The organism is Mesorhizobium sp. M7A.F.Ca.CA.001.04.2.1 (assembly GCF_003998485.1).
GTDB lineage: Bacteria > Pseudomonadota > Alphaproteobacteria > Rhizobiales > Rhizobiaceae > Mesorhizobium > Mesorhizobium ciceri.
The window spans coordinates 42,306-59,574 of record NZ_RZQT01000015.1 but is presented as its reverse complement, the minus strand read 5'-3'; the positions used below and the strand labels follow the sequence as shown (position 1 = coordinate 59,574).

The window sequence follows — 17,269 nt, the reverse complement described above, 5'->3', positions numbered from 1 at the left end:
CTCAATAAGAGCCCGGATATAGCAGGGACCCAAGCGTGATCGCGAGTTGGGCGGCGTAGTACAGCGCCCAGACGGCGAAGCGCATCCAGGCGCGGTGCGGCGAGATGGCGGCCACCAGGAATTTCTCCGTGGCGAGCAGCCCGTCGGATGCCATGAACAACAGCGCGCCGCCGATCACGGAGACGTTGCTGGTGGTCAGCGCCGAGATACCCATTGCCAGGATCGCAGCGACATAGACGGCGATCGGGATACGCAGGCCGGGACCGACGCGCCGCCACAGCGCCGCCAGCATGACGGCCGCAAACACCGCCATGGCGAGCGCGATCGCTCCGCGCCACGACTCGGCGCCAAGCACCCCCAACCCGCCACCGCTGCGCAGGAACAGCGCGACATAGACGATGTGGGCGACAAGAAAACTGGCCAGCCCGCCGAGGAAGGCCTTTTCACCGTCGCGCGACAGGAATGCGTCGCCAACGGCGCTGAGGGCGAGCGCGGCGGCCAGCAGCAGTGGGCCGCCCTGCAGCCCGGCCAGCACGGCAAGCATCGCCACGGCGAGCGTCTTTGCCGCCGAGCGGGCGAGCGTTGGTGGCATGCCAAGCGTAAAGGCGTAGATCACCGCCGCCGCCAGCGAAAAGATCAGTGTCGCATTGGCATTTGCGTCGATGCCGCCGGCAAACGGCATCGTCATGCCCCGGCTCCGCTTTGGGATGCCCTGGCTCCGCTCTCAGCCGCCGGTTTGCGCAGAAACAGCGACTTCGCTGCAAGTGCGGCCCCGCCGGTGATGAGCACGCAGGCGGCGAGGATGCGCAGCGACGGCTCGGCGACGCCGGCCGCGATCAGCACCAGCGTCGACAACAGCGGTGCGGCGTAGCTTGCAGCACCCAGCACCTGGATATTGCCGCGCTTGACGCCGATGTCCCAGGCATAGAAGGCCGCCCCCACCGGCATCAGGCCAAGGCCGAGCACGGCCAGCCACTGGCCGGCACCGTCAGGCAGAACCGTCTGTTCCAGCGCCAGGTGGCAGGCGAGCGACAACACCGCGGTCGCCGCGCAGAACCAGGTGACGATGCTGGTCGGCACCGACGGGAAGCGCCGCGACAACAGCGAATAGGACGACCACAGCACGGCACAAACGGCGGCCATCGCATAGCCGAAGGCGTAACGGGCGTCGAAGGCGAGGCCCCCGCCCTTGGTGACGATCAGCACGGTGCCGGCAAGGCCGAGCAGCGCGCCGACGACATGGTTCCAGGCCAGTTTTTCGCCCGGCATCAGCGCCGAGCCGAGCACGATCAGCAAAGGCCATAGATAGGCGATCAGGCTCGCCTCCACAGCCGGCGCATTGCGCAGCGCGGTGAAATAGAAAAAGTGGTAGCCGAACAGCCCGGCAATGCCGATCAGCCACACCTGCGGCGGTATCCTCTGGCTCTTGTCGGGTGCCGGCATGAACAGCCGCGCGACCAGCCCGACACCGGTGCCAATCGAGAAGGTGATCGCCGACAAGAGGAACGGCGGCACCTGGCCCGACGCATCGGTGAGCAGTGCGAGCAGCGCCCACATGGCGACCGCCGAAAAGCCGATCAGTGTTGCGCGCCCCATTCTGTCTCCAGTGGCGCGCCAATTCTGCGCCTGGCTATTGTACCGCTTCGAAACGTCCGGCGCTGATGGTCAGGGTGCCGATCTGCGTGCCCACCGTGGCATGGATCGGCGCATATACGCCGGTTTGGCCGAGCGGTGCAAACGTCACCATCATGCGGCTTTTGTTCTTGAGATAGTTGAGCGCCTTGCGGCCCTTGCGATAGCCAGCCACCGGCGCGAAGCCCATCCGGCAGGTAACCGTGTCGCCCTTGTAGCCCGGCACCGAGATCGTGCCCTTCGAAGCGTAGGTCAGCGTCAGATCGGCGCGCATCTCGCCGTCGTAGAACTTTACTGTGCGGCCGCAGACCTGGTCGAGGCTGTCGGCATGGATGACGGTGGCAGCCATCGGATCGAGCACCGATGCCAGGTCGCCGGCACCGAGCGGCACCCAACTCTTGGGGTCGCGCTTGCCCGGCGCCGGGACGACCTGCGTCGAGGTGACCCTGCCATTGGCAAAGCGGATGTCGACCACCGATGCCTTCTTGCCGGAGGTGTAATCGGCGCGGAATGCCTGCGGCACCATCCTCTTGCCCGCAATCGTGCCTTTGGACGAGATCGTGCCACGCGTGTCGTCGAACAGTTTTGCCAACCCTGCCGCGCTGACGCTGCCTTCGATCGCGTAGGCGCCGTTCTCATAACGGCTGGAAAACGTTGATTTCGCTATCGAAAGTCCAAGGAACGACACCGTATACTCGCCCTTGAACGACTGCGGCGAGGCAGCAGACGCGGCGGACGGCAAGGCTGCGGCAAGCATGGCGGCAAAGGCATGTGACGAACGAAGCATGGCGGGATCGGGTCCTTGATTTTCGGCCGGAGGCGGGCAACTCCGGTCTGGCATGTCCCTATGAGACCGCTTATAGGATGAATTCCGGCCTTAATATGAAAATGCCGGGCGCGCCGTGGGCAATGCAGGAGCTTGACGCCTCGGCGAAATGCAACTATGGAACGCCAACTTTTTCCATAAGGCCGCCTGACCAGAACCGCGCGCCACCCGGCGTGGGCTTGAGTGTTTGGCAGACCCCGAGAACTGAAGGTTAGAACAATGTCCCGCACCTGCGAACTCACTGCCAAGGCAGTCATGTCCGGCAACAATGTGAGCCACGCCAACAACAAGACCAAGCGTCGCTTCCTGCCGAACCTCGTCAATGTGACGCTGATTTCGGAAGCGCTGAACCAGAATGTGCGCCTGCGCATTTCGGCCAACGCACTGCGTTCGGTCGAACATCGCGGCGGTCTCGACGCCTTCCTGGCCAAGGCCGACGTCAAGGAATTGTCGCAGCGCGCCCGTCTGCTGAAGAAGCAGATCGCCAAGAAGACCGCCGAGCAGGCTGCCGCTTAAACAGTTCAAAGGCGGGGGACGACCGCCCTGGCCAACATCTTGTTGGCCTCTGGCCAACATCTTGTTGGCCTTGGGGCATCGGATCGAAGCCGCAAGGTTTTGGCAATCCGGTGCCCACATACGAAGGCGAGCATCGCCCGCATGGGCATGATGCTTGGCTGGTTCCATTACCCAGGATAAAAAAATGACTTCCTTCTCGCGGTATTTGCCCTTCGTGGCCGCCATGGCGCTTGTCGTCGTGGCATCGAACATTCTCGTGCAATTCCCGATGCAGGGCCAGATCGGGGGCCTCTCGCTGGCCGACCTTCTGACTTGGGGGGCCTTCACCTATCCCTTCTCGTTCCTGGTCACCGACCTCGCCAACCGCCGCTACGGACCCACTGTGGCGCGCCGGATCGTCCTTGTCGGCTTCATGACAGCGGTGATCTGCTCGATCCTTGTCCCGCCCTTCCTGTTCCGTCACGGCCTGATCGAATTCGAGACCGCCGCCGACCGGCTGGTGCGTATCGCGGCCGCGTCCGGAGCGGCGTTCCTTTCCGCGCAACTGCTCGATGTCACCGTGTTCAACCGGCTGCGCCGGCAGAGCTGGTGGCGGGCGCCGATCATCGGCACGCTGGTCGGGTCGGTGTTCGACACCGCCGTGTTCTTCACCGTCGCTTTCTCGGCTGCCTTTGCCTTCGCCGGACCAAACGACGGCTTTGCGTTGGAAAACGCACCCTTGATGGGCGTCTTCCATGTCGAGGCGATGCGCTGGATCTCCTGGGCGCTTGGTGATCTCTCGGTGAAACTGATCATCGCCGTCGTCGCACTCATACCCTACCGGTTGCTCGCTGCCCGCTGGAGCCAGCCCGCGGTTGCGGCTTAAACCATGATCCCGAAAAGTGGGACCCCGTTTTCGGAAAAGATCCTGGTCGGACAAAGATCATGATCCCGTGGATCCAGCTCGATTCAGCGAAGACCCCAGACGGCGGACAAGAACTTCGCCTCAAGCGGCGCGGCACCGAATTCTCGATCATGCTGGGCACCAACGAGCTCATGAACAGCCGCCTCAGCGGTTCCGAGGAAGCGCTGGCAAAACTGTCCTGCGGGCGGATTGCCGGCCATAGCCAGCCAACAATCCTGATCGGTGGGCTTGGCATGGGTTTTACCTTGCGCGCCGCGCTTGCAGAATTGGCCAATGATGCCGGAATCGTCATCGCTGAACTGGTGCCGGCCGTTGTCGCCTGGGCGCGCGGTCCGATGGCCGAAATCTTTGGCGGCTGTCTCGACGATCCGCGCGTCACCATTCAGGAGACCGATGTCGGGCAGCTGATACGCTCGCAGCCCGCGGCCTGGGACGCCATCCTGCTCGATGTCGACAACGGCCCGGAAGGCATCGTCCACAAATCCAACGACGCGCTCTACAGCCTGCAGGGCCTCGCAGCCGCACGCAGCGCCCTCAAGCCGGGCGGCGTGCTGGCGGTGTGGTCGCAAGGTCCCGACAACGGCTTCACGCGGCGGCTGAAGCAGGCAGGCTTCGGGGTCGAAGAGGTCAGTACGCGCGCCAACGGCAAGCGCGGCGCGCGCCATATCATCTGGATCGCCACCAAGACGTAAAGCCGGCGGCTCAATCCTGGTGCAGGATGAATTCCAGATAGAGGTTGCGCTGCAGGATCGAGTGGTTGTCGTCGGAGATCAGCGACACCATCAGCGCGCCGTCGTCGCGGGTCCAGACGTCGAGCCCTTCCATATTGTCGATCTGGTAGCCCATGTCGGCCTCCAGCAGCACCGGCCCGTCGGCGACCGCGCCCTTCTCGACGCTTTCGCCATAGATGCGCCGCAGCCGCATCTTGACGCCCCTCGCCATCGAGAAACTGCGCTCCAGAAGCAGCAGATCGCCATCCGGCAGGAAGGCCCCGTCGGTGATGTCGAAATCGCCGTTGCGCTTGACAGTAAAGACGCCCTTGTGCGGCCCTTCGATGATGGCGGCATAGATGTTGCCGGTTTTGTCGAGGCTCTTTTCGGAGACCACGACCAGGCCGCCCTCATGCTGACCGTTGGCATTGGCGTGGGTGACGGTCTCGAAGCCGCGATTCTGGCGCAGCTCCTGGGCCGGAACGACGAAATCCAGCGGCTTGAACGACGCCTTCATGTCGTTGGGGTCGATCTTGAACTGGGCGACGCGGTGGCTGCGCTCGAAACCGACGGTGGCAATGCCGTCCTTGACCGCGAGGCCTTCCGCATCGACCTCCCATTTCCTGTCGATCGGCCGGCCGGTCTCGTCGACCATCTGCTGCATGCGGAAATTCTGGATGCCGGAGGGCCGCTTTTCCGCGTCGCGGACCACCGTGCCGAAGAACCAGAAGCCGGTGTCGGCAACGCCGATGAAGTCACCGCCGGCCTTCAGGAAGCGGAAGGCCGACAGCGCGCCGAAATCGCGTGTCGGCGAGGTCATCTCCAGCCCGCCGACGAATTCGAAAGGGCCGAATTGCTTGTCGGCACGGCCAATGTGAAATTCGGTGATCGGGCGGGCCGAGATTTCGACCGGTTCGATAGAACCAGAGTCGGGCGAACCGGCTGCCGCCGAAGCCACACCGGAAAGCAGGGCGATGGCGGCGAAAAGCGTCTGCTGAAAGCCGCCGCGCCTGGAGATCATCCGGCGCGCCGCATACCACCGCCGCGCCGCGTATCCTTCGCGCTTTCCTCGGCAAACAGCGAAGCCAGCTGCTCGGTCATGGCGCCAGCCAGCTCCTCGGCATCGACGATGGTGACGGCGCGGCGGTAGTAGCGCGTGACATCGTGGCCGATGCCGATGGCCAAGAGTTCCACCGGCGAACGCGTCTCGATCAGCTCGATGACGGCGCGCAGATGGCGTTCGAGATAATTGCCCGGATTGACCGACAGCGTCGAATCGTCGACCGGCGCGCCGTCCGAGATCATCATCAGGATCTTGCGCTGCTCGGGCCGGGCGATCAGCCGGTTATGCGCCCACAGCAGCGCCTCGCCGTCGATATTTTCCTTGAGCAGGCCTTCGCGCATCATCAGGCCGAGATTGCGCCGTGCCCGCCGCCACGGATGGTCGGCCGATTTGTAGATGATGTGGCGCAGATCGTTGAGCCGGCCTGGGTTCGGCGGCTTGCCGTCCTTCAGCCATTTCTCGCGCGCCTGCCCGCCCTTCCACGCCCGCGTGGTGAAGCCGAGGATCTCGACCGAGACGCCGCAGCGCTCCAGCGTGCGCGCCAAGATGTCGGCGCAGGTTGCCGCAACCGTGATCGGCCGGCCGCGCATCGAGCCGGAATTGTCGAGCACCAGCGTCACCACCGTGTCGCGAAATTTGGTGTCGCGCTCCTGCTTGAACGACAGCGGCTGCATCGGGTCGATGACGACCCGCACCAGCCTTGCCGGGTCGAGATAACCCTCTTCCAGGTCGAAATCCCAGGAGCGGTTCTGCTGCGCCATCAGCCGGCGCTGCAGGCGGTTGGCTAACCGCCCGACGACGCCGGACAGATTGGCCAGCTGCTTGTCGAGGAAGGCACGCAGCCGGTCGAGTTCTTCTTCTTCGCACAGCTCCTCGGCGCCGACCGTCTCGTCGAAAGCGGTGGTGAAGACCTTGTAGTCGATCTCTTTCGGCAGATTGGTGAAGGGATTGTCGTTGCGGCGCGCTTCGCCGGGTGTTTCGGCATCGGCGTCGTCATCGTCGGACAAATCGTCGGCGGTGGCGTCGGAGGCTTCCGTCTCGGCCGACTGCTCGTCATCGGCCGAAGCTTCGGCATCCTCGGACTGCGACTGCTCGGAGCCGGAATCCTCTTCGCCGCCCTCCTCGCTCTGCTCCTCGCCTTGCGGCTGGTTGTCGTCATTGTCCTCGGAATCTTCCGTCTCCTGGTCGTCGCCGAGTTCCTCGGCCATCTCCATGGAGGCGAGCATCTCTCGCACGACCCGGGCGAACGCCTGCTGGTCGCCGAGCTTGGCCGACAATCCGTCGAGGTCGGCCTTGGCCTTCTCCTCGACCCAGGGGCGCCAGAGCTCGACCAGCCGCTCGCCGCTTTTCGGGACCGGACGGCCGGTCAGCTTCTCGCGCACCATCAGGGCAAGAGCTTCCTCGATCGGCGCGTCTGCCTTGTCCTTGATGTCGACGAGGTTGGCCTTGGCGTATTTGTCCTCCAGCATCGAGCCGATATTGTCGGCGACGCCCTGCATGGCGCGTGAGCCGATCGCCTCGACGCGGGCCTGCTCGACCGCGTCATAGATGGCGCGGGCCGCCTTGCCTTCCGGCGCCAGCTTGGTGTGGATGCGCACATCGTGGCAGGCGCGCTTCAGCGCCATGGAATCGCCGAGGCCGCGGGTGATCGCAATATCGGTCTTCGACGCCTTCTTCGGCAATTCGGGCAGACGCGCACGGCTGCCGGCGAGCGCCGGCCGGTCCTTGGCGAAACCGACTTCCAGTTCCTTGTCGCCGGCAATGGCGCGCATGCAGACGGTGACGGCACGCTTGAAGCTGTCGGCTTCAGACCCCGTCTTCGACTTGTTGCGCGTGTTGTCGCCCGGCCCCGCCATTGAGACTGTGCTTACCCCAGGACCACGTTGGCGGCGCTCTCGGGCAAATCCTCGCCGAAGGCGCGCTGATAGAACTCGGCCACCACCGAGCGCTCCAGTTCGTCGCACTTGTTGAGGAAGGTCAGCCGGAACGCCATGCCGATATTGCCGAATATCTCGGCATTCTCGGCCCAGGTGATCACGGTGCGCGGGCTCATCACGGTCGACAGATCGCCGTTGATGAAGGCCGAGCGCGTCATGTCGGCGACGCGCACCATCTTGTTGACGATGTCTTTGCCCTTGCCGTCGCGATAGTGCTTGGCCTTGGCCAGCACGATGGCGACTTCGTTGTCGTGCGGCAAATAGTTCAGCGTGGTGACGATCGACCAGCGGTCCATCTGCGCCTGGTTGATCTGCTGGGTGCCGTGATAGAGGCCGGTGGTGTCGCCAAGGCCGACCGTGTTTGCGGTCGAGAACAGCCGGAAGGCCGGATGCGGGCGAATGACCCGGCTCTGGTCGAGCAGCGTCAGCCGGCCTGACGATTCCAGCACGCGCTGGATGACGAACATCACATCCGGACGGCCGGCATCATACTCGTCGAAGCACAGCGCGACATTGTGCTGGTAGGCCCAGGGCAGGATGCCGTCGCGGAATTCGGTGATCTGCAAGCCGTCCTTGACCACGATCGCGTCCTTGCCGACGAGATCGATACGGCTGACATGGCTGTCGAGGTTGACGCGCACGCAGGGCCAGTTGAGGCGGGCGGCGACCTGTTCGATATGGGTCGACTTGCCGGTACCGTGATAGCCCGACACCATGACGCGGCGGTTGTAGGCAAAGCCCGCAAGGATCGCCATCGTCGTGTTCTTGTCGAACAGATAGTCCGGGTCGATGTCGGGCACATGCTCCGATGTCACCGAATAGGCCGGCACCACCATCTTGGATTCGAAGCCGAATTTCTCCTTCACCGACACCGTCGTGTCGGGCAGGTTGGCGATGTCGCGATCGACCTTGTTCATATCTCTCAACGTCTCCACGGGCGAAACGTCTGATTTCGCCGGCAATCGATTTTGTCCGGGGGCGGTCTTAAAGCCTTTTCCAACCTTATGAAAGTTGGAAAACGACACGAACCGTATGGTCGCTCAGCACAGGCCCGCCTGTTTGAGCACGCGATAGGCTTGCAGCACATCGCGGAACCGGTCTTCCGAACCTCTGTCGCCACCATTCGCATCCGGATGGTGTAGTTTCACCAGTTCCTTATAGCGCGCCTTGATCTCCTTGCCAGTCGCCTTTGTATCAAGACCAAGCGTTTCCAGCGCCTTGGCCTCAAGCGGCTTGGCCTTGCGCTCGCGCGCCTCGCGCGGATCCTTGGGTCCCTTGAACAGGTCGAACGGGTCGCGCATGCGGTTATAATAGCCGGCGCGGCCGGAACGCATCTGGGCCATATCGGGCGACGACCGGGTCGAGGCCCCGTTGGCGCCCATCTTCCAGGTCGGCCGGTGCCCGGTCATGGCTTCCTTCTGGAAGCGCGCGACCTCGGTGTCCGGTACGCCGGAAAAGTAGTTGAAGCCCTTGTTGTACTCGCGCACATGATCGAAGCAGAAGTGGAAATACTCACCCTCCTTCATGCGCCCGACCGGCGCACGATGGGTGCCCGCTTCCTTGCAGCCGTCCCACTGGCAGATCGGCGAGTGCGACTTCAGCTCCGCGTCCTTGTCGGGGCGGACGCGAATCTTCTCGAAATATTTGGGGTACGGCTTCATCTTACCCATTTATGGGGCGTTCGCAGATGCGAAACAAGAATTGACATTTTCGCGATCATCGCCCTAACCGCTGAATCGCGGCATAAAGCAGGCGAATGGCGGATTTTGTTGCGCGGCGGCGGCCCCTCGCGAAACCGATTTTCGGTTTCCAGGCCGAGACGCCAACGATATGTGGTGAAGGGAGATGGCGATGTCCATACAGGCGACCATGGAAGACAAGCTCAACAAGGCATTTTCGCCGGACAGGCTGGTTATCATCAACGAGAGCCATCTCCATGCCGGCCACCACCATCACGGCTCCGACCATCACGGCACTTACGACGGCACCGGCGAGACGCATTTTCGCGTCCGCGTCGTCGCTTCCGCCTTTGCCGGCATGAGCCGCATCGACCGTCACCGCGCCGTCAACGAACTGCTTGCCGACGAACTGAAGGCCGGCGTGCATGCGCTGGCGATCGAACCCGCGGCTCCCGGCGAAAAGACCCGCTGGTAGGTCGCTTCCCCGCGCTCAGAGCACCGCTTCGATGAGGAACGGCCCGCGCCGTGACAGCGCACTGTCCAGCAACGCGTCGAAGCGCTCGCACGTATCGGCGCGAGCCGCCTCCACGCCCATGCCTTTGGCCAGCGACACCCAGTCTAGCGAGGGATGGTCGAGGTCGAGCATGCGCCTGGCGTTCTCGCCGATGGCGCCGACGCCGACATTCTTCATCTCGCCATGCAGGATCGCATAGGTTCGGTTGGAAAACACGATCGTCACCACGTCGAGCTTTTCCCGCGCCTGCGTCCACAATCCCTGCACCGTGTACATGCCGCTGCCGTCGGCTTCGAGATTGACCACCTTGCGGTCGGGACAGGCGATTGCCGCCCCGGTCGCCATCGGGATGCCGCCACCGATCGATCCGCCCGTGCCCATCATGTAGTCGTGCGGCGCGGCAAAGGCCGACAGCGCGAAGAAACGCCTGGCCGAGGTGACCGCTTCATCGCAGACGATCGCATCGGCCGGCAGTTTGCGCGCCACCGAAAGTGCGACGGCATCTTCCGTCAGCTTGCCGTTCGGCGTTGCCTCGTCGGGAAAAGCGGCCGCCAGCACCTTGTGTTGCGACGGCTTGATGCCAAGTTCGTCGCGAAGCGCCTCCAGCGCCGCATGCAGATCGTCGCCATGGGCGGCCAATGTCAGCACCTCGCAGCCTTCCCGGACAAGCCGTCCCGGTTTTCCCGGATAGGCGAAGAAGGCAACCGGCTCCTTTGCGCCGACCAGGATCAGAACATCGACGTCGCTCAGCACAGCCATCGCCGCATCGACCGGATAGGGGATGCGGGTCGGCGCGACACGCCCGCGCCCGCGTTGCATCCGTGCGATCAGAACCTCGCCGAACAGCCGGACGTCGCTGCCCGTCGAGATCTGCCCGGCGATGGCGAGCGCATCGGCGCGCGCGGCCTTTCCGCGAACGATCATGCCGGCCCGCCCCGGAGCGGCACGGATCGCCGCGGCGATCTTGCGTACCGCGTCCATATCGACGGCCGGCGTCGGCGCCAACGTCACCTTGCCGGGCAAAACGGCGTCGACTTCGCCCCAGGCGGCATCCGCCGGCAGGATCAGGGTCGCGACGCCGGGTGGTGTCAGCGAGGCGCGAAAGGCCGCTTCAGCTGCCGGCACGACATCGGCCGGACCCTTGACGCGGCCGACCCAGTTGGACATCGGCGCCGCAAGGCTCTCGATATCGCTGGTGAGTGGGGCATCGAGCGGCAGATGGTAAGAGGCGTGGTCGCCGACGATGTTGATCATCGGGCTGAAGGCACGCCGGGCATTGTGCATGTTGGCGAGCCCATTGGCCAGGCCGGGACCGGTATGCAGCAGCGTCGCGGCCGGCCGATCGGTCATCCGCGCATAGCCATCGGCGGCACCCGTCACCACGCCTTCGAACAGCCCGAGCACGCAACGCATTTTCGGCTTGCGGTCAAGCGCTGCAACGAAGTGCATTTCGGAGGTGCCGGGATTGGCGAAGCAGACCGTCACATCATTGGCCAGAAGCACGTCACACAGGACATCGGCGCCGTTCATGCAATTCCCTCCCGCTCAAGATCGCAGAGCAGTTGCACCCGCGAGCACCTGCAGCAATGTCCTGCCGCTACTTTTGATCTAATCCAGTGCCGTAAAGATCAGCCAACCGTCGATTTCAGGAATGCCAGCGCGGCCGCGGTCAGCGCGTCGCCGTACGTATAGGCGCTGCCGTCGAACAGCGTAACCTTGGTGCCCGTCGAGCGCAGGCGCTCGGCAAAGGCCTTGGAGTCCTCGCTCCGGCCCGATGCCCCGCGAATAGGCGATGAAAGTCGGCGGGTGCTTGCGGCCATCGACATAGCTGGCCGGCGAAAGTGCCGCCCATTGCGCGGGATCGGAAAAGACGCGGGCATAGGCCCGGACCATACCGCCATTCTTGGCAAGTGCTGCAAGATCATAGGCCCTGGTGTCGTCGAGGATGAGCGCGGCTATGCCCGGCAATCCGCCGCGCATGCCGGTCAGCGCAACCAGATGGCAGCCGGCCGAATGGCCCATGCCGACGATGCGGTTGGGATCGCCGCCATGCCGGGCGATGTTGGCCCTGATGTAAGCATAGGCCTTTTCGACGTCACCAGCCTGGGTGGCGACATTGGCCTGCGGCAGCATGCGGTAATCGATGGAGACGAAGCAGAAGCCGTTGGCGAGCAGGAAGGCCGGTTTGGCGTCCACCTGACTGCGTTTGCCAAACTGCCAGGTGCCGCCATGAACGAAAAACACGACCGGCAGGCCGATTGCACCATCGGGCGCGTAGATGTCGAGCTTGGCCGGCCCGTAGTCGAAGGTTTCTGGCGTGGGCCGGCGTGTTTTCCACGCGGCCGACGCTTCCAACGGCAGCATCGCCGCCATGGAGGCCATGATCAGGCTTCGTCGATCGATCATCATTGTCTCCTGGCAAGGCAAGACTGCACGCGGCCGCCCCAGCCGTCCAGTCAGGGGTTCGCAACACACCCGCTACCCGCGCTGAATACGGCTCCGCAACGAGCGCTTTGGTCTCGCGGAGTAGCCTCAATCCTTAAGATCGCGGCCACCTCTTCACATGAAGGGAACAAACGGTGCCCCCCGGCAGTTGAATGCGAGACGAGCCGAATGGAAGCCACAGCGGCTCCGAGGGCAAAAGCATCATGCGAGAGAACCAGTCTGACGTCTTCGATCTCTTTTCGGAAATTTACACCAACGCGGCGCAGGAAGAGATCAGCATCCAGCAATATCTCCTTGCCTGCCGCGAGGACAAGTCGATGTATGCCTCGGCGCCTGAACGGATGGTCGAGGCGATCGGCGAGCCGAACCTGGTCGACACCAGCAAGGATGAGCGGCTCGGCCGCATTTTCTCCAACCGGACCCTGAAAGTGTACCCCTCCTTCGCCGATTTCTACGGCATGGAGGATACAATCGAGCGCATCGCCGGCTATTTTCGCTATGCGTCCCAGGGGCTCGAGGAGCGCAAGCAAATCCTCTATTTGCTCGGCCCGGTGGGCGGCGGCAAATCCTCCCTTGCCGAGCGGCTGAAGAAGTTGATGGAACAGCGTCCGATCTACACGCTGAAGGTCGGCAACCAGGTCAGCCCGGTTTTCGAATCGCCGCTTGGCCTTTTCCATCCCGATCGCATGGGCGACCTGCTGGAGGATAAATACGGCATTGCACGGCGCCGCTTGAACGGGCTCATTTCGCCATGGGCGGCCAAGCGGCTCGACGAACTTTCCGGCGACATTTCCAAGTTCAGCGTCGTCAAGCTGATGCCGTCGCGACTGCGCCAGATCGGCATCGCCAAGACCGAGCCCGGCGACGAGAACAATCAGGACGTTTCGGCCCTGGTCGGCAAGGTCGACATCCGGCAATTGGAAAACTTCAGCCAATCCGATCCGGACGCCTATTCCTATAGTGGCGGACTGAACCGGACCACCCAGGGCCTGCTTGAATTCGTCGAAATGTTCAAGGCGCCTATCAAGGTCCTGCATCCGCTGCTGACCGCCACCCAGGAAGGCAGCTACAACGGCACCGAAAATTTCGGCGCCTTTCCCTACCAGGGGATCATCGTGGCCCATTCCAACGAGTCGGAATGGCTGCAGTTCAAGAACAACAAGAACAATGAGGCTTTTCTCGATCGCATCCTTGTCGTCAAGGTGCCGTATTGCCTGCGGATAACCGAAGAGCGGCAGATCTACGAGAAACTGCTGCGGGAGAGCGAGTTGGCCGCCAGTCCCTGCGCTCCAGAGGTGCTGGACATCCTCAGCCGGTTTACCGTCTCGACCCGCTTGGCCGAGCACGACAATTCGCCGCTCTACACCAAGATGCGCGCCTATGATGGCGAGAACCTCAAGGAAGTCGACCCCAAGGCAAAGTCGGTTCAGGAATATCGGGACGCCGCCGGCGTAGATGAGGGCATGGCAGGCGTCAGCACGCGCTTCGCCTTCAAGATCCTGTCGCAGACCTTCAACTACGACACCGAAGAGGTGGCCGCCGACCCCGTGCATCTCATGTACATCCTGGAGGAGGCAATCAAGCGCGAACAGTTTCCGAAGGAGACGGAAGCCGCCTATCTGGAGTTCATCAAGTCCGAGCTGGCCGCGCGGTATGCCGAATTCATCGGCCATGAGATCCAGAAAGCCTATCTGGAATCCTACAGCGAGTACGGCCAGAACCTTTTCGACCGCTACATCGCCTATGCCGACGCCTGGATCGAAGACCAGGACTACAAGGATCCCGACACAGGCCAGATCCTCAACCGCGAGGTTTTGGACAACGAGCTTTCACAGGTCGAAAAACCGGCCGGCATCGCCAATCCCAAGGACTTCCGCAATGAGGTGGTGAAATTCACCCTGCGCGCCCGTGCAAGAAACCATGGCCGCAACCCGGCGTGGACAAGTTACGAAAAGCTGCGGGAAGTCATCGAAAAACGCATGTTCGGCCAGGTCGAGGACCTCCTGCCGGTGATCAGTTTCGGCTCCAAGCAGGACAGTGTCACGGAAAAGCGGCACAATGAATTCGTGCAGCGGATGGTCGAGCGCGGCTACACCGAGCGGCAGGTGCGTCGCCTTGTGGACTGGTACATGCGGGTGAACAGGGCGGGTTAGAGAACCCGGATGGTTCCATGCCGATCTTCATCGACCGCCGCCTGAACCCGAAAGACAAAAGCCTCGGCAATCGCCAGCGCTTCCTGCGACGCGCGCGCGAGGAATTGAAACGCAGCATACGCGATCAGATCCGCACCGGCAGGATCGCCGACGCGGATTCCGAGCATGCCGTGCGCATGCCCGAAAGAGGCACAAGCGAGCCGAGCTTCAACAACGCCCGCGACAGCGGCAGGCGCCAGCACATCTTGCCGGGCAACAGGCATTTCTCCGCTGGAGACCTGATCCCCAAGCCCGGCGGGGGCGGCGGGGGAGCATCGTCGCCGGGAAACAAGGCATCTGAAGACGACTTTCGTTTCGTGCTGTCGCGCGAGGAAGTGCTCGATCTTTTCTTCGAGGATCTCGAGCTCCCGGACATGGTCAAGCTCAACCTCAAGGAGATCCTTGCCTTCAAGCCGCGCAGAGCCGGCTTCGCCGCCACAGGTTCGCCGACCAACATCAATGTTGGCCGCACGATGCGCAACAGCCACGGCCGCCGCATTGCGCTGAGGCGCCCCAAGCAGGTCGAACTGGATGCGATCCTCGAGGAAATCGCCTCGCTCGAGTCGACGCCATCCAGCGCCGACGCGCGCCAGCGTATTGCGGCATTGCGCGAAGAACTCGACCGGCTGGAACGCCGCCGCCGCCGGATTGCCTATGTCGATCCGGTCGACATCCGCTTCAACCGCTTCGATTCCCGGCCGGTGCCGAACGCCAATGCCGTCATGTTCTGTCTTATGGACGTGTCCGGGTCCATGGGCGAGCGCGAGAAGGATCTGGCCAAGCGCTTCTTCGTCTTGCTGCACCTGTTCTTGAAACGGCGCTACGACCGCATCGAGATTGTCTTCATCCGCCACACGCACCTGGCTCAGGAGGTCGACGAGGAAACATTTTTCTACAACACCCAAAGCGGCGGCACCGTCGTTTCCACCGCGCTGGAGGAAATGCACCGTATTATCACCAGCCGCTACCCGGCCCATGACTGGAACATCTATGCCGCCCAGGCCTCGGACGGCGACAATTTCGCCGGCGATTCGGAGCGATGCATTTCGCTGCTCAATGGCGAGCTCATGCGGCTGTGCCAGTATTTTGCGTATGTCGAGATCATCGACGAGCGTGAAGCTCATATTTTCGGCTCGACAGAAAACGGGACATCGCTGTGGCGTGCCTACAACTCCATCGACCAGAAATGGCCGAACTTCCAGATGAGCCGCATCGCCACACCCGCCGATATCTATCCGGTTTTTCGCCAGCTCTTTGGCAGGCAGCCGGCCGCCCTCAAGAGGGCATGAGGTTCCCGATGGCCAGACAAGCGAGCAAATCCAGCCTGCTTTTTTCAGGGTCCGACTGGGATTTCAAAACATTGTCGCGGGCCTATGACGCTATCGAGGCACTTGCGGTCGAAGAGCTTCATCTGGACACCTATCCCGTTCAGATGGAGATCATCTCGTCGCAGCAGATGCTCGACGCCTATTCGTCCATCGGCATGCCATTGATGTACCGTCACTGGTCTTTCGGCAAACATTTCCTCCACCAGGATCTGCTCTATCGCAAGGGCGGGCGGGGGCTTGCCTATGAACTGGTCATCAATTCCAATCCCTGCATCGTCTATCTGATGGAGGAAAACACCATGGCGCTGCAGGCCCTGGTGACGGCCCACGCAGCGCTCGGGCACAATCATTTCTTCAAGAACAATCAGCTGTTCAAACAGTGGACGGATGCGGGTGCGATCCTCAGCTACCTGGACTTCGCCAAGGGCTACATAGTCCGTTGCGAGGAGCGGCACGGCCTCGCCGCCGTCGAGGCTGTTCTCGATTCCGCCCACGCGCTGATGGATCAGGGCGTGTTTCGCTATCACCGGCCGCCGAGGTTGTCGTCGGAACGGCAACGCGAAGGAATTCGCGAGCGTCTCGAATACGAGGAGCGCTCCTACAACGACTTGTGGCGTACACTGCCGGCCTCGCAGCAAGCGGCCAACGACAAGGGCCAGGACCCAGAGTGGAAGAAATCGCTCAATCTGCCCGAGGAAAACCTGCTCTATTTCCTGGAAAAGAACAGCCCAGTCCTGGAGCCCTGGCAGCGCGAGATCATCAGGATCGTTCGTGTCATCGCGCAATATTTTTACCCGCAACGGCAGACACAGGTGATGAACGAAGGTTGTGCCACTTTCGTGCACTATACGCTGATGAACATGCTGTTCGACCGCGGCCAGATCAGCGAAGGCGCCATGCTCGAAATCCTGCGCAATCATTCCAACGTGGTCTTCCAGCCGGCCTTCGACGATCCGCGTTTTTCCGGCATCAACCCCTATGCTCTCGGCCTCGACATGATGCAGGACATTCAGCGCATCTCGACCGAACCCACGGCCGAGGACCGCGATTGGTTCCCCGACATGGCCGGCCAGGGCAACTGGCGCGAGGTCCTGCTGGACGCCTGGGCCGAGCATCGCGACGAATCCTTCATCCGCCAGTACCTCAGCCCGGCCTTGATCCGGAAATGGCGGTTTTTTGTGCTCGGCGACGCTGCCGACCAGCCGCATTGCCTGGTCGCGTCCATCCACGATGAGCGCGGCTACGCCAAGATACGCGCCGCGCTCGCCAACAGTTATGATCTCGGCGCGAACCGGCCGGACATTCAGGTGGTGGATGTCGATCTGCTCGGCGACCGCCATTTGCGGCTGCAGCACAAGGTCAATGACGGCATCCTTCTCGAGGATGCCAGCCGCGACGCCACGCTTCGTCACATCCGCAGGCTTTGGGGTTATGAAGTCAGCCTGGCGGCCATGGATGCCGAGACCGGCGCGACGATCCACGAACGCTCGACGAGCCAGATCGCGGGATGACGGCACCCGGTC

The 17,269-nt window shown here is 62.7% G+C and carries 16 protein-coding genes; 7 read left to right on the top strand and 9 right to left on the bottom strand.

Annotation, left to right across the window (positions count from 1 at the left end):
* Position 1: 1 nt before the first annotated feature.
* Genes EN955_RS07565 through EN955_RS07555 form a run of 3 tightly spaced genes read right to left on the bottom strand, consistent with a single transcriptional unit; the run spans position 2 to position 2,419 of the window.
* Positions 2-688: a lysoplasmalogenase gene (locus EN955_RS07565; protein ID WP_024503745.1), complete on the bottom strand. Its 687-nt coding sequence runs from the start codon at positions 686-688 to the stop codon at positions 2-4.
* Positions 685-1,596 (bottom strand): EamA family transporter, encoded by a 912-nt coding sequence (locus tag EN955_RS07560; protein WP_024503744.1) that lies wholly within the window; start codon positions 1,594-1,596, stop codon positions 685-687. Before EN955_RS07560 ends, EN955_RS07565 begins: the two co-directional genes overlap by 4 nt.
* 34 nt (positions 1,597-1,630) lie before the next feature.
* The gene (locus EN955_RS07555; RefSeq protein ID WP_013529374.1) at positions 1,631-2,419 is read right to left on the bottom strand and encodes a DUF3108 domain-containing protein; all 789 of its coding nucleotides are present in this window, start codon (positions 2,417-2,419) and stop codon (positions 1,631-1,633) included.
* A gap of 258 nt (positions 2,420-2,677) precedes the next feature.
* Here EN955_RS07555 and rpmB point away from each other — a divergent pair, with 258 nt between their 5' ends.
* The 3 genes from rpmB (at position 2,678) to EN955_RS07540 (ending at position 4,570) form a co-directional block, all read left to right on the top strand.
* Positions 2,678-2,974, top strand: a complete 297-nt coding sequence (rpmB, locus tag EN955_RS07550) for a 50S ribosomal protein L28 (protein ID WP_013529373.1) — start codon at positions 2,678-2,680, stop codon at positions 2,972-2,974.
* Between the two features lie 184 nt (positions 2,975-3,158).
* Positions 3,159-3,839 (top strand): queuosine precursor transporter, encoded by a 681-nt coding sequence (locus EN955_RS07545; protein WP_024503743.1) that lies wholly within the window; start codon positions 3,159-3,161, stop codon positions 3,837-3,839.
* 59 nt (positions 3,840-3,898) lie between these two features.
* Positions 3,899-4,570, top strand: coding sequence for a hypothetical protein (locus EN955_RS07540; RefSeq protein ID WP_024503742.1), 672 nt, complete (start codon positions 3,899-3,901; stop codon positions 4,568-4,570).
* Between the two features lie 10 nt (positions 4,571-4,580).
* Here EN955_RS07540 and EN955_RS07535 read toward each other — a convergent pair whose 3' ends face one another.
* From EN955_RS07535 to EN955_RS07520, 4 genes are all read right to left on the bottom strand, one after another.
* Complete coding sequence (locus EN955_RS07535; protein WP_024503741.1) at positions 4,581-5,609, bottom strand: esterase-like activity of phytase family protein; 1,029 nt, start codon at positions 5,607-5,609, stop codon at positions 4,581-4,583.
* Positions 5,606-7,507: a cobaltochelatase subunit CobT gene (gene cobT, locus EN955_RS07530; RefSeq protein ID WP_013529369.1), complete on the bottom strand. Its 1,902-nt coding sequence runs from the start codon at positions 7,505-7,507 to the stop codon at positions 5,606-5,608. The genes EN955_RS07535 and cobT overlap by 4 nt, the downstream gene beginning before the upstream one ends.
* An 11-nt stretch (positions 7,508-7,518) precedes the next feature.
* Positions 7,519-8,505, bottom strand: a complete 987-nt coding sequence (cobS, locus tag EN955_RS07525; protein WP_013529367.1) for a cobaltochelatase subunit CobS — start codon at positions 8,503-8,505, stop codon at positions 7,519-7,521.
* 123 nt (positions 8,506-8,628) lie between these two features.
* The gene (locus tag EN955_RS07520; protein WP_013529366.1) at positions 8,629-9,258 is read right to left on the bottom strand and encodes a J domain-containing protein; all 630 of its coding nucleotides are present in this window, start codon (positions 9,256-9,258) and stop codon (positions 8,629-8,631) included.
* A 181-nt stretch (positions 9,259-9,439) separates the two neighbouring features.
* Here EN955_RS07520 and EN955_RS07515 point away from each other — a divergent pair, with 181 nt between their 5' ends.
* Positions 9,440-9,742: a BolA family transcriptional regulator gene (locus tag EN955_RS07515; protein WP_013529365.1), complete on the top strand. Its 303-nt coding sequence runs from the start codon at positions 9,440-9,442 to the stop codon at positions 9,740-9,742.
* Positions 9,743-9,757: 15 nt separating this feature from the next.
* On the opposite strand, the gene EN955_RS07510 is transcribed toward EN955_RS07515, so the two are convergent.
* Both EN955_RS07510 and EN955_RS07505 read right to left on the bottom strand, forming a co-directional pair.
* Positions 9,758-11,311, bottom strand: a complete 1,554-nt coding sequence (locus EN955_RS07510; protein ID WP_024503739.1) for an acetolactate synthase large subunit — start codon at positions 11,309-11,311, stop codon at positions 9,758-9,760.
* 78 nt (positions 11,312-11,389) lie between these two features.
* Positions 11,390-12,187: an alpha/beta hydrolase gene (locus EN955_RS07505; protein WP_245265338.1), complete on the bottom strand. Its 798-nt coding sequence runs from the start codon at positions 12,185-12,187 to the stop codon at positions 11,390-11,392.
* Positions 12,188-12,429: 242 nt separating this feature from the next.
* On the opposite strand from EN955_RS07505, the gene EN955_RS07500 reads away from it, so the two are divergent.
* The 3 genes from EN955_RS07500 to EN955_RS07490 are packed head-to-tail and all read left to right on the top strand — an operon-like array spanning position 12,430 to position 17,257.
* Positions 12,430-14,379: a PrkA family serine protein kinase gene (locus EN955_RS07500; protein ID WP_013529362.1), complete on the top strand. Its 1,950-nt coding sequence runs from the start codon at positions 12,430-12,432 to the stop codon at positions 14,377-14,379.
* Positions 14,380-14,396: 17 nt separating this feature from the next.
* A complete protein-coding gene (locus EN955_RS07495) occupies positions 14,397-15,707 on the top strand; it encodes a YeaH/YhbH family protein (RefSeq protein WP_024503738.1) in 1,311 nt (436 codons plus the stop codon).
* A gap of 8 nt (positions 15,708-15,715) precedes the next feature.
* Entirely contained in the window at positions 15,716-17,257 is a 1,542-nt protein-coding gene (locus EN955_RS07490) for a SpoVR family protein (protein WP_024503737.1), read from the top strand.
* The last annotated feature ends 12 nt before the right edge of the window (positions 17,258-17,269 follow it).

What these genes read in the sequence shown, in the direction of transcription:
- EN955_RS07495 (WP_024503738.1), top strand. Translation starts at nt 14,397, where the DNA reads ATGCCGATCTTCATCGACCGCCGCCTGAACCCGAAAGACAAAAGCCTC.
- EN955_RS07520 (WP_013529366.1), bottom strand. Translation starts at nt 9,258, where the DNA reads ATGGGTAAGATGAAGCCGTACCCCAAATATTTCGAGAAGATTCGCGTC.
- cobT (WP_013529369.1), bottom strand. Translation starts at nt 7,507, where the DNA reads ATGGCGGGGCCGGGCGACAACACGCGCAACAAGTCGAAGACGGGGTCT.
- EN955_RS07515 (WP_013529365.1), top strand. Translation starts at nt 9,440, where the DNA reads ATGTCCATACAGGCGACCATGGAAGACAAGCTCAACAAGGCATTTTCG.
- EN955_RS07545 (WP_024503743.1), top strand. Translation starts at nt 3,159, where the DNA reads ATGACTTCCTTCTCGCGGTATTTGCCCTTCGTGGCCGCCATGGCGCTT.
- rpmB (WP_013529373.1), top strand. Translation starts at nt 2,678, where the DNA reads ATGTCCCGCACCTGCGAACTCACTGCCAAGGCAGTCATGTCCGGCAAC.
- cobS (WP_013529367.1), bottom strand. Translation starts at nt 8,505, where the DNA reads ATGAACAAGGTCGATCGCGACATCGCCAACCTGCCCGACACGACGGTG.
- EN955_RS07560 (WP_024503744.1), bottom strand. Translation starts at nt 1,596, where the DNA reads ATGGGGCGCGCAACACTGATCGGCTTTTCGGCGGTCGCCATGTGGGCG.
- EN955_RS07555 (WP_013529374.1), bottom strand. Translation starts at nt 2,419, where the DNA reads ATGCTTCGTTCGTCACATGCCTTTGCCGCCATGCTTGCCGCAGCCTTG.
- EN955_RS07510 (WP_024503739.1), bottom strand. Translation starts at nt 11,311, where the DNA reads ATGAACGGCGCCGATGTCCTGTGTGACGTGCTTCTGGCCAATGATGTG.
- EN955_RS07565 (WP_024503745.1), bottom strand. Translation starts at nt 688, where the DNA reads ATGACGATGCCGTTTGCCGGCGGCATCGACGCAAATGCCAATGCGACA.
- EN955_RS07535 (WP_024503741.1), bottom strand. Translation starts at nt 5,609, where the DNA reads ATGATCTCCAGGCGCGGCGGCTTTCAGCAGACGCTTTTCGCCGCCATC.
- EN955_RS07540 (WP_024503742.1), top strand. Translation starts at nt 3,899, where the DNA reads ATGATCCCGTGGATCCAGCTCGATTCAGCGAAGACCCCAGACGGCGGA.
- EN955_RS07490 (WP_024503737.1), top strand. Translation starts at nt 15,716, where the DNA reads ATGGCCAGACAAGCGAGCAAATCCAGCCTGCTTTTTTCAGGGTCCGAC.
- EN955_RS07505 (WP_245265338.1), bottom strand. Translation starts at nt 12,187, where the DNA reads ATGATCGATCGACGAAGCCTGATCATGGCCTCCATGGCGGCGATGCTG.
- EN955_RS07500 (WP_013529362.1), top strand. Translation starts at nt 12,430, where the DNA reads ATGCGAGAGAACCAGTCTGACGTCTTCGATCTCTTTTCGGAAATTTAC.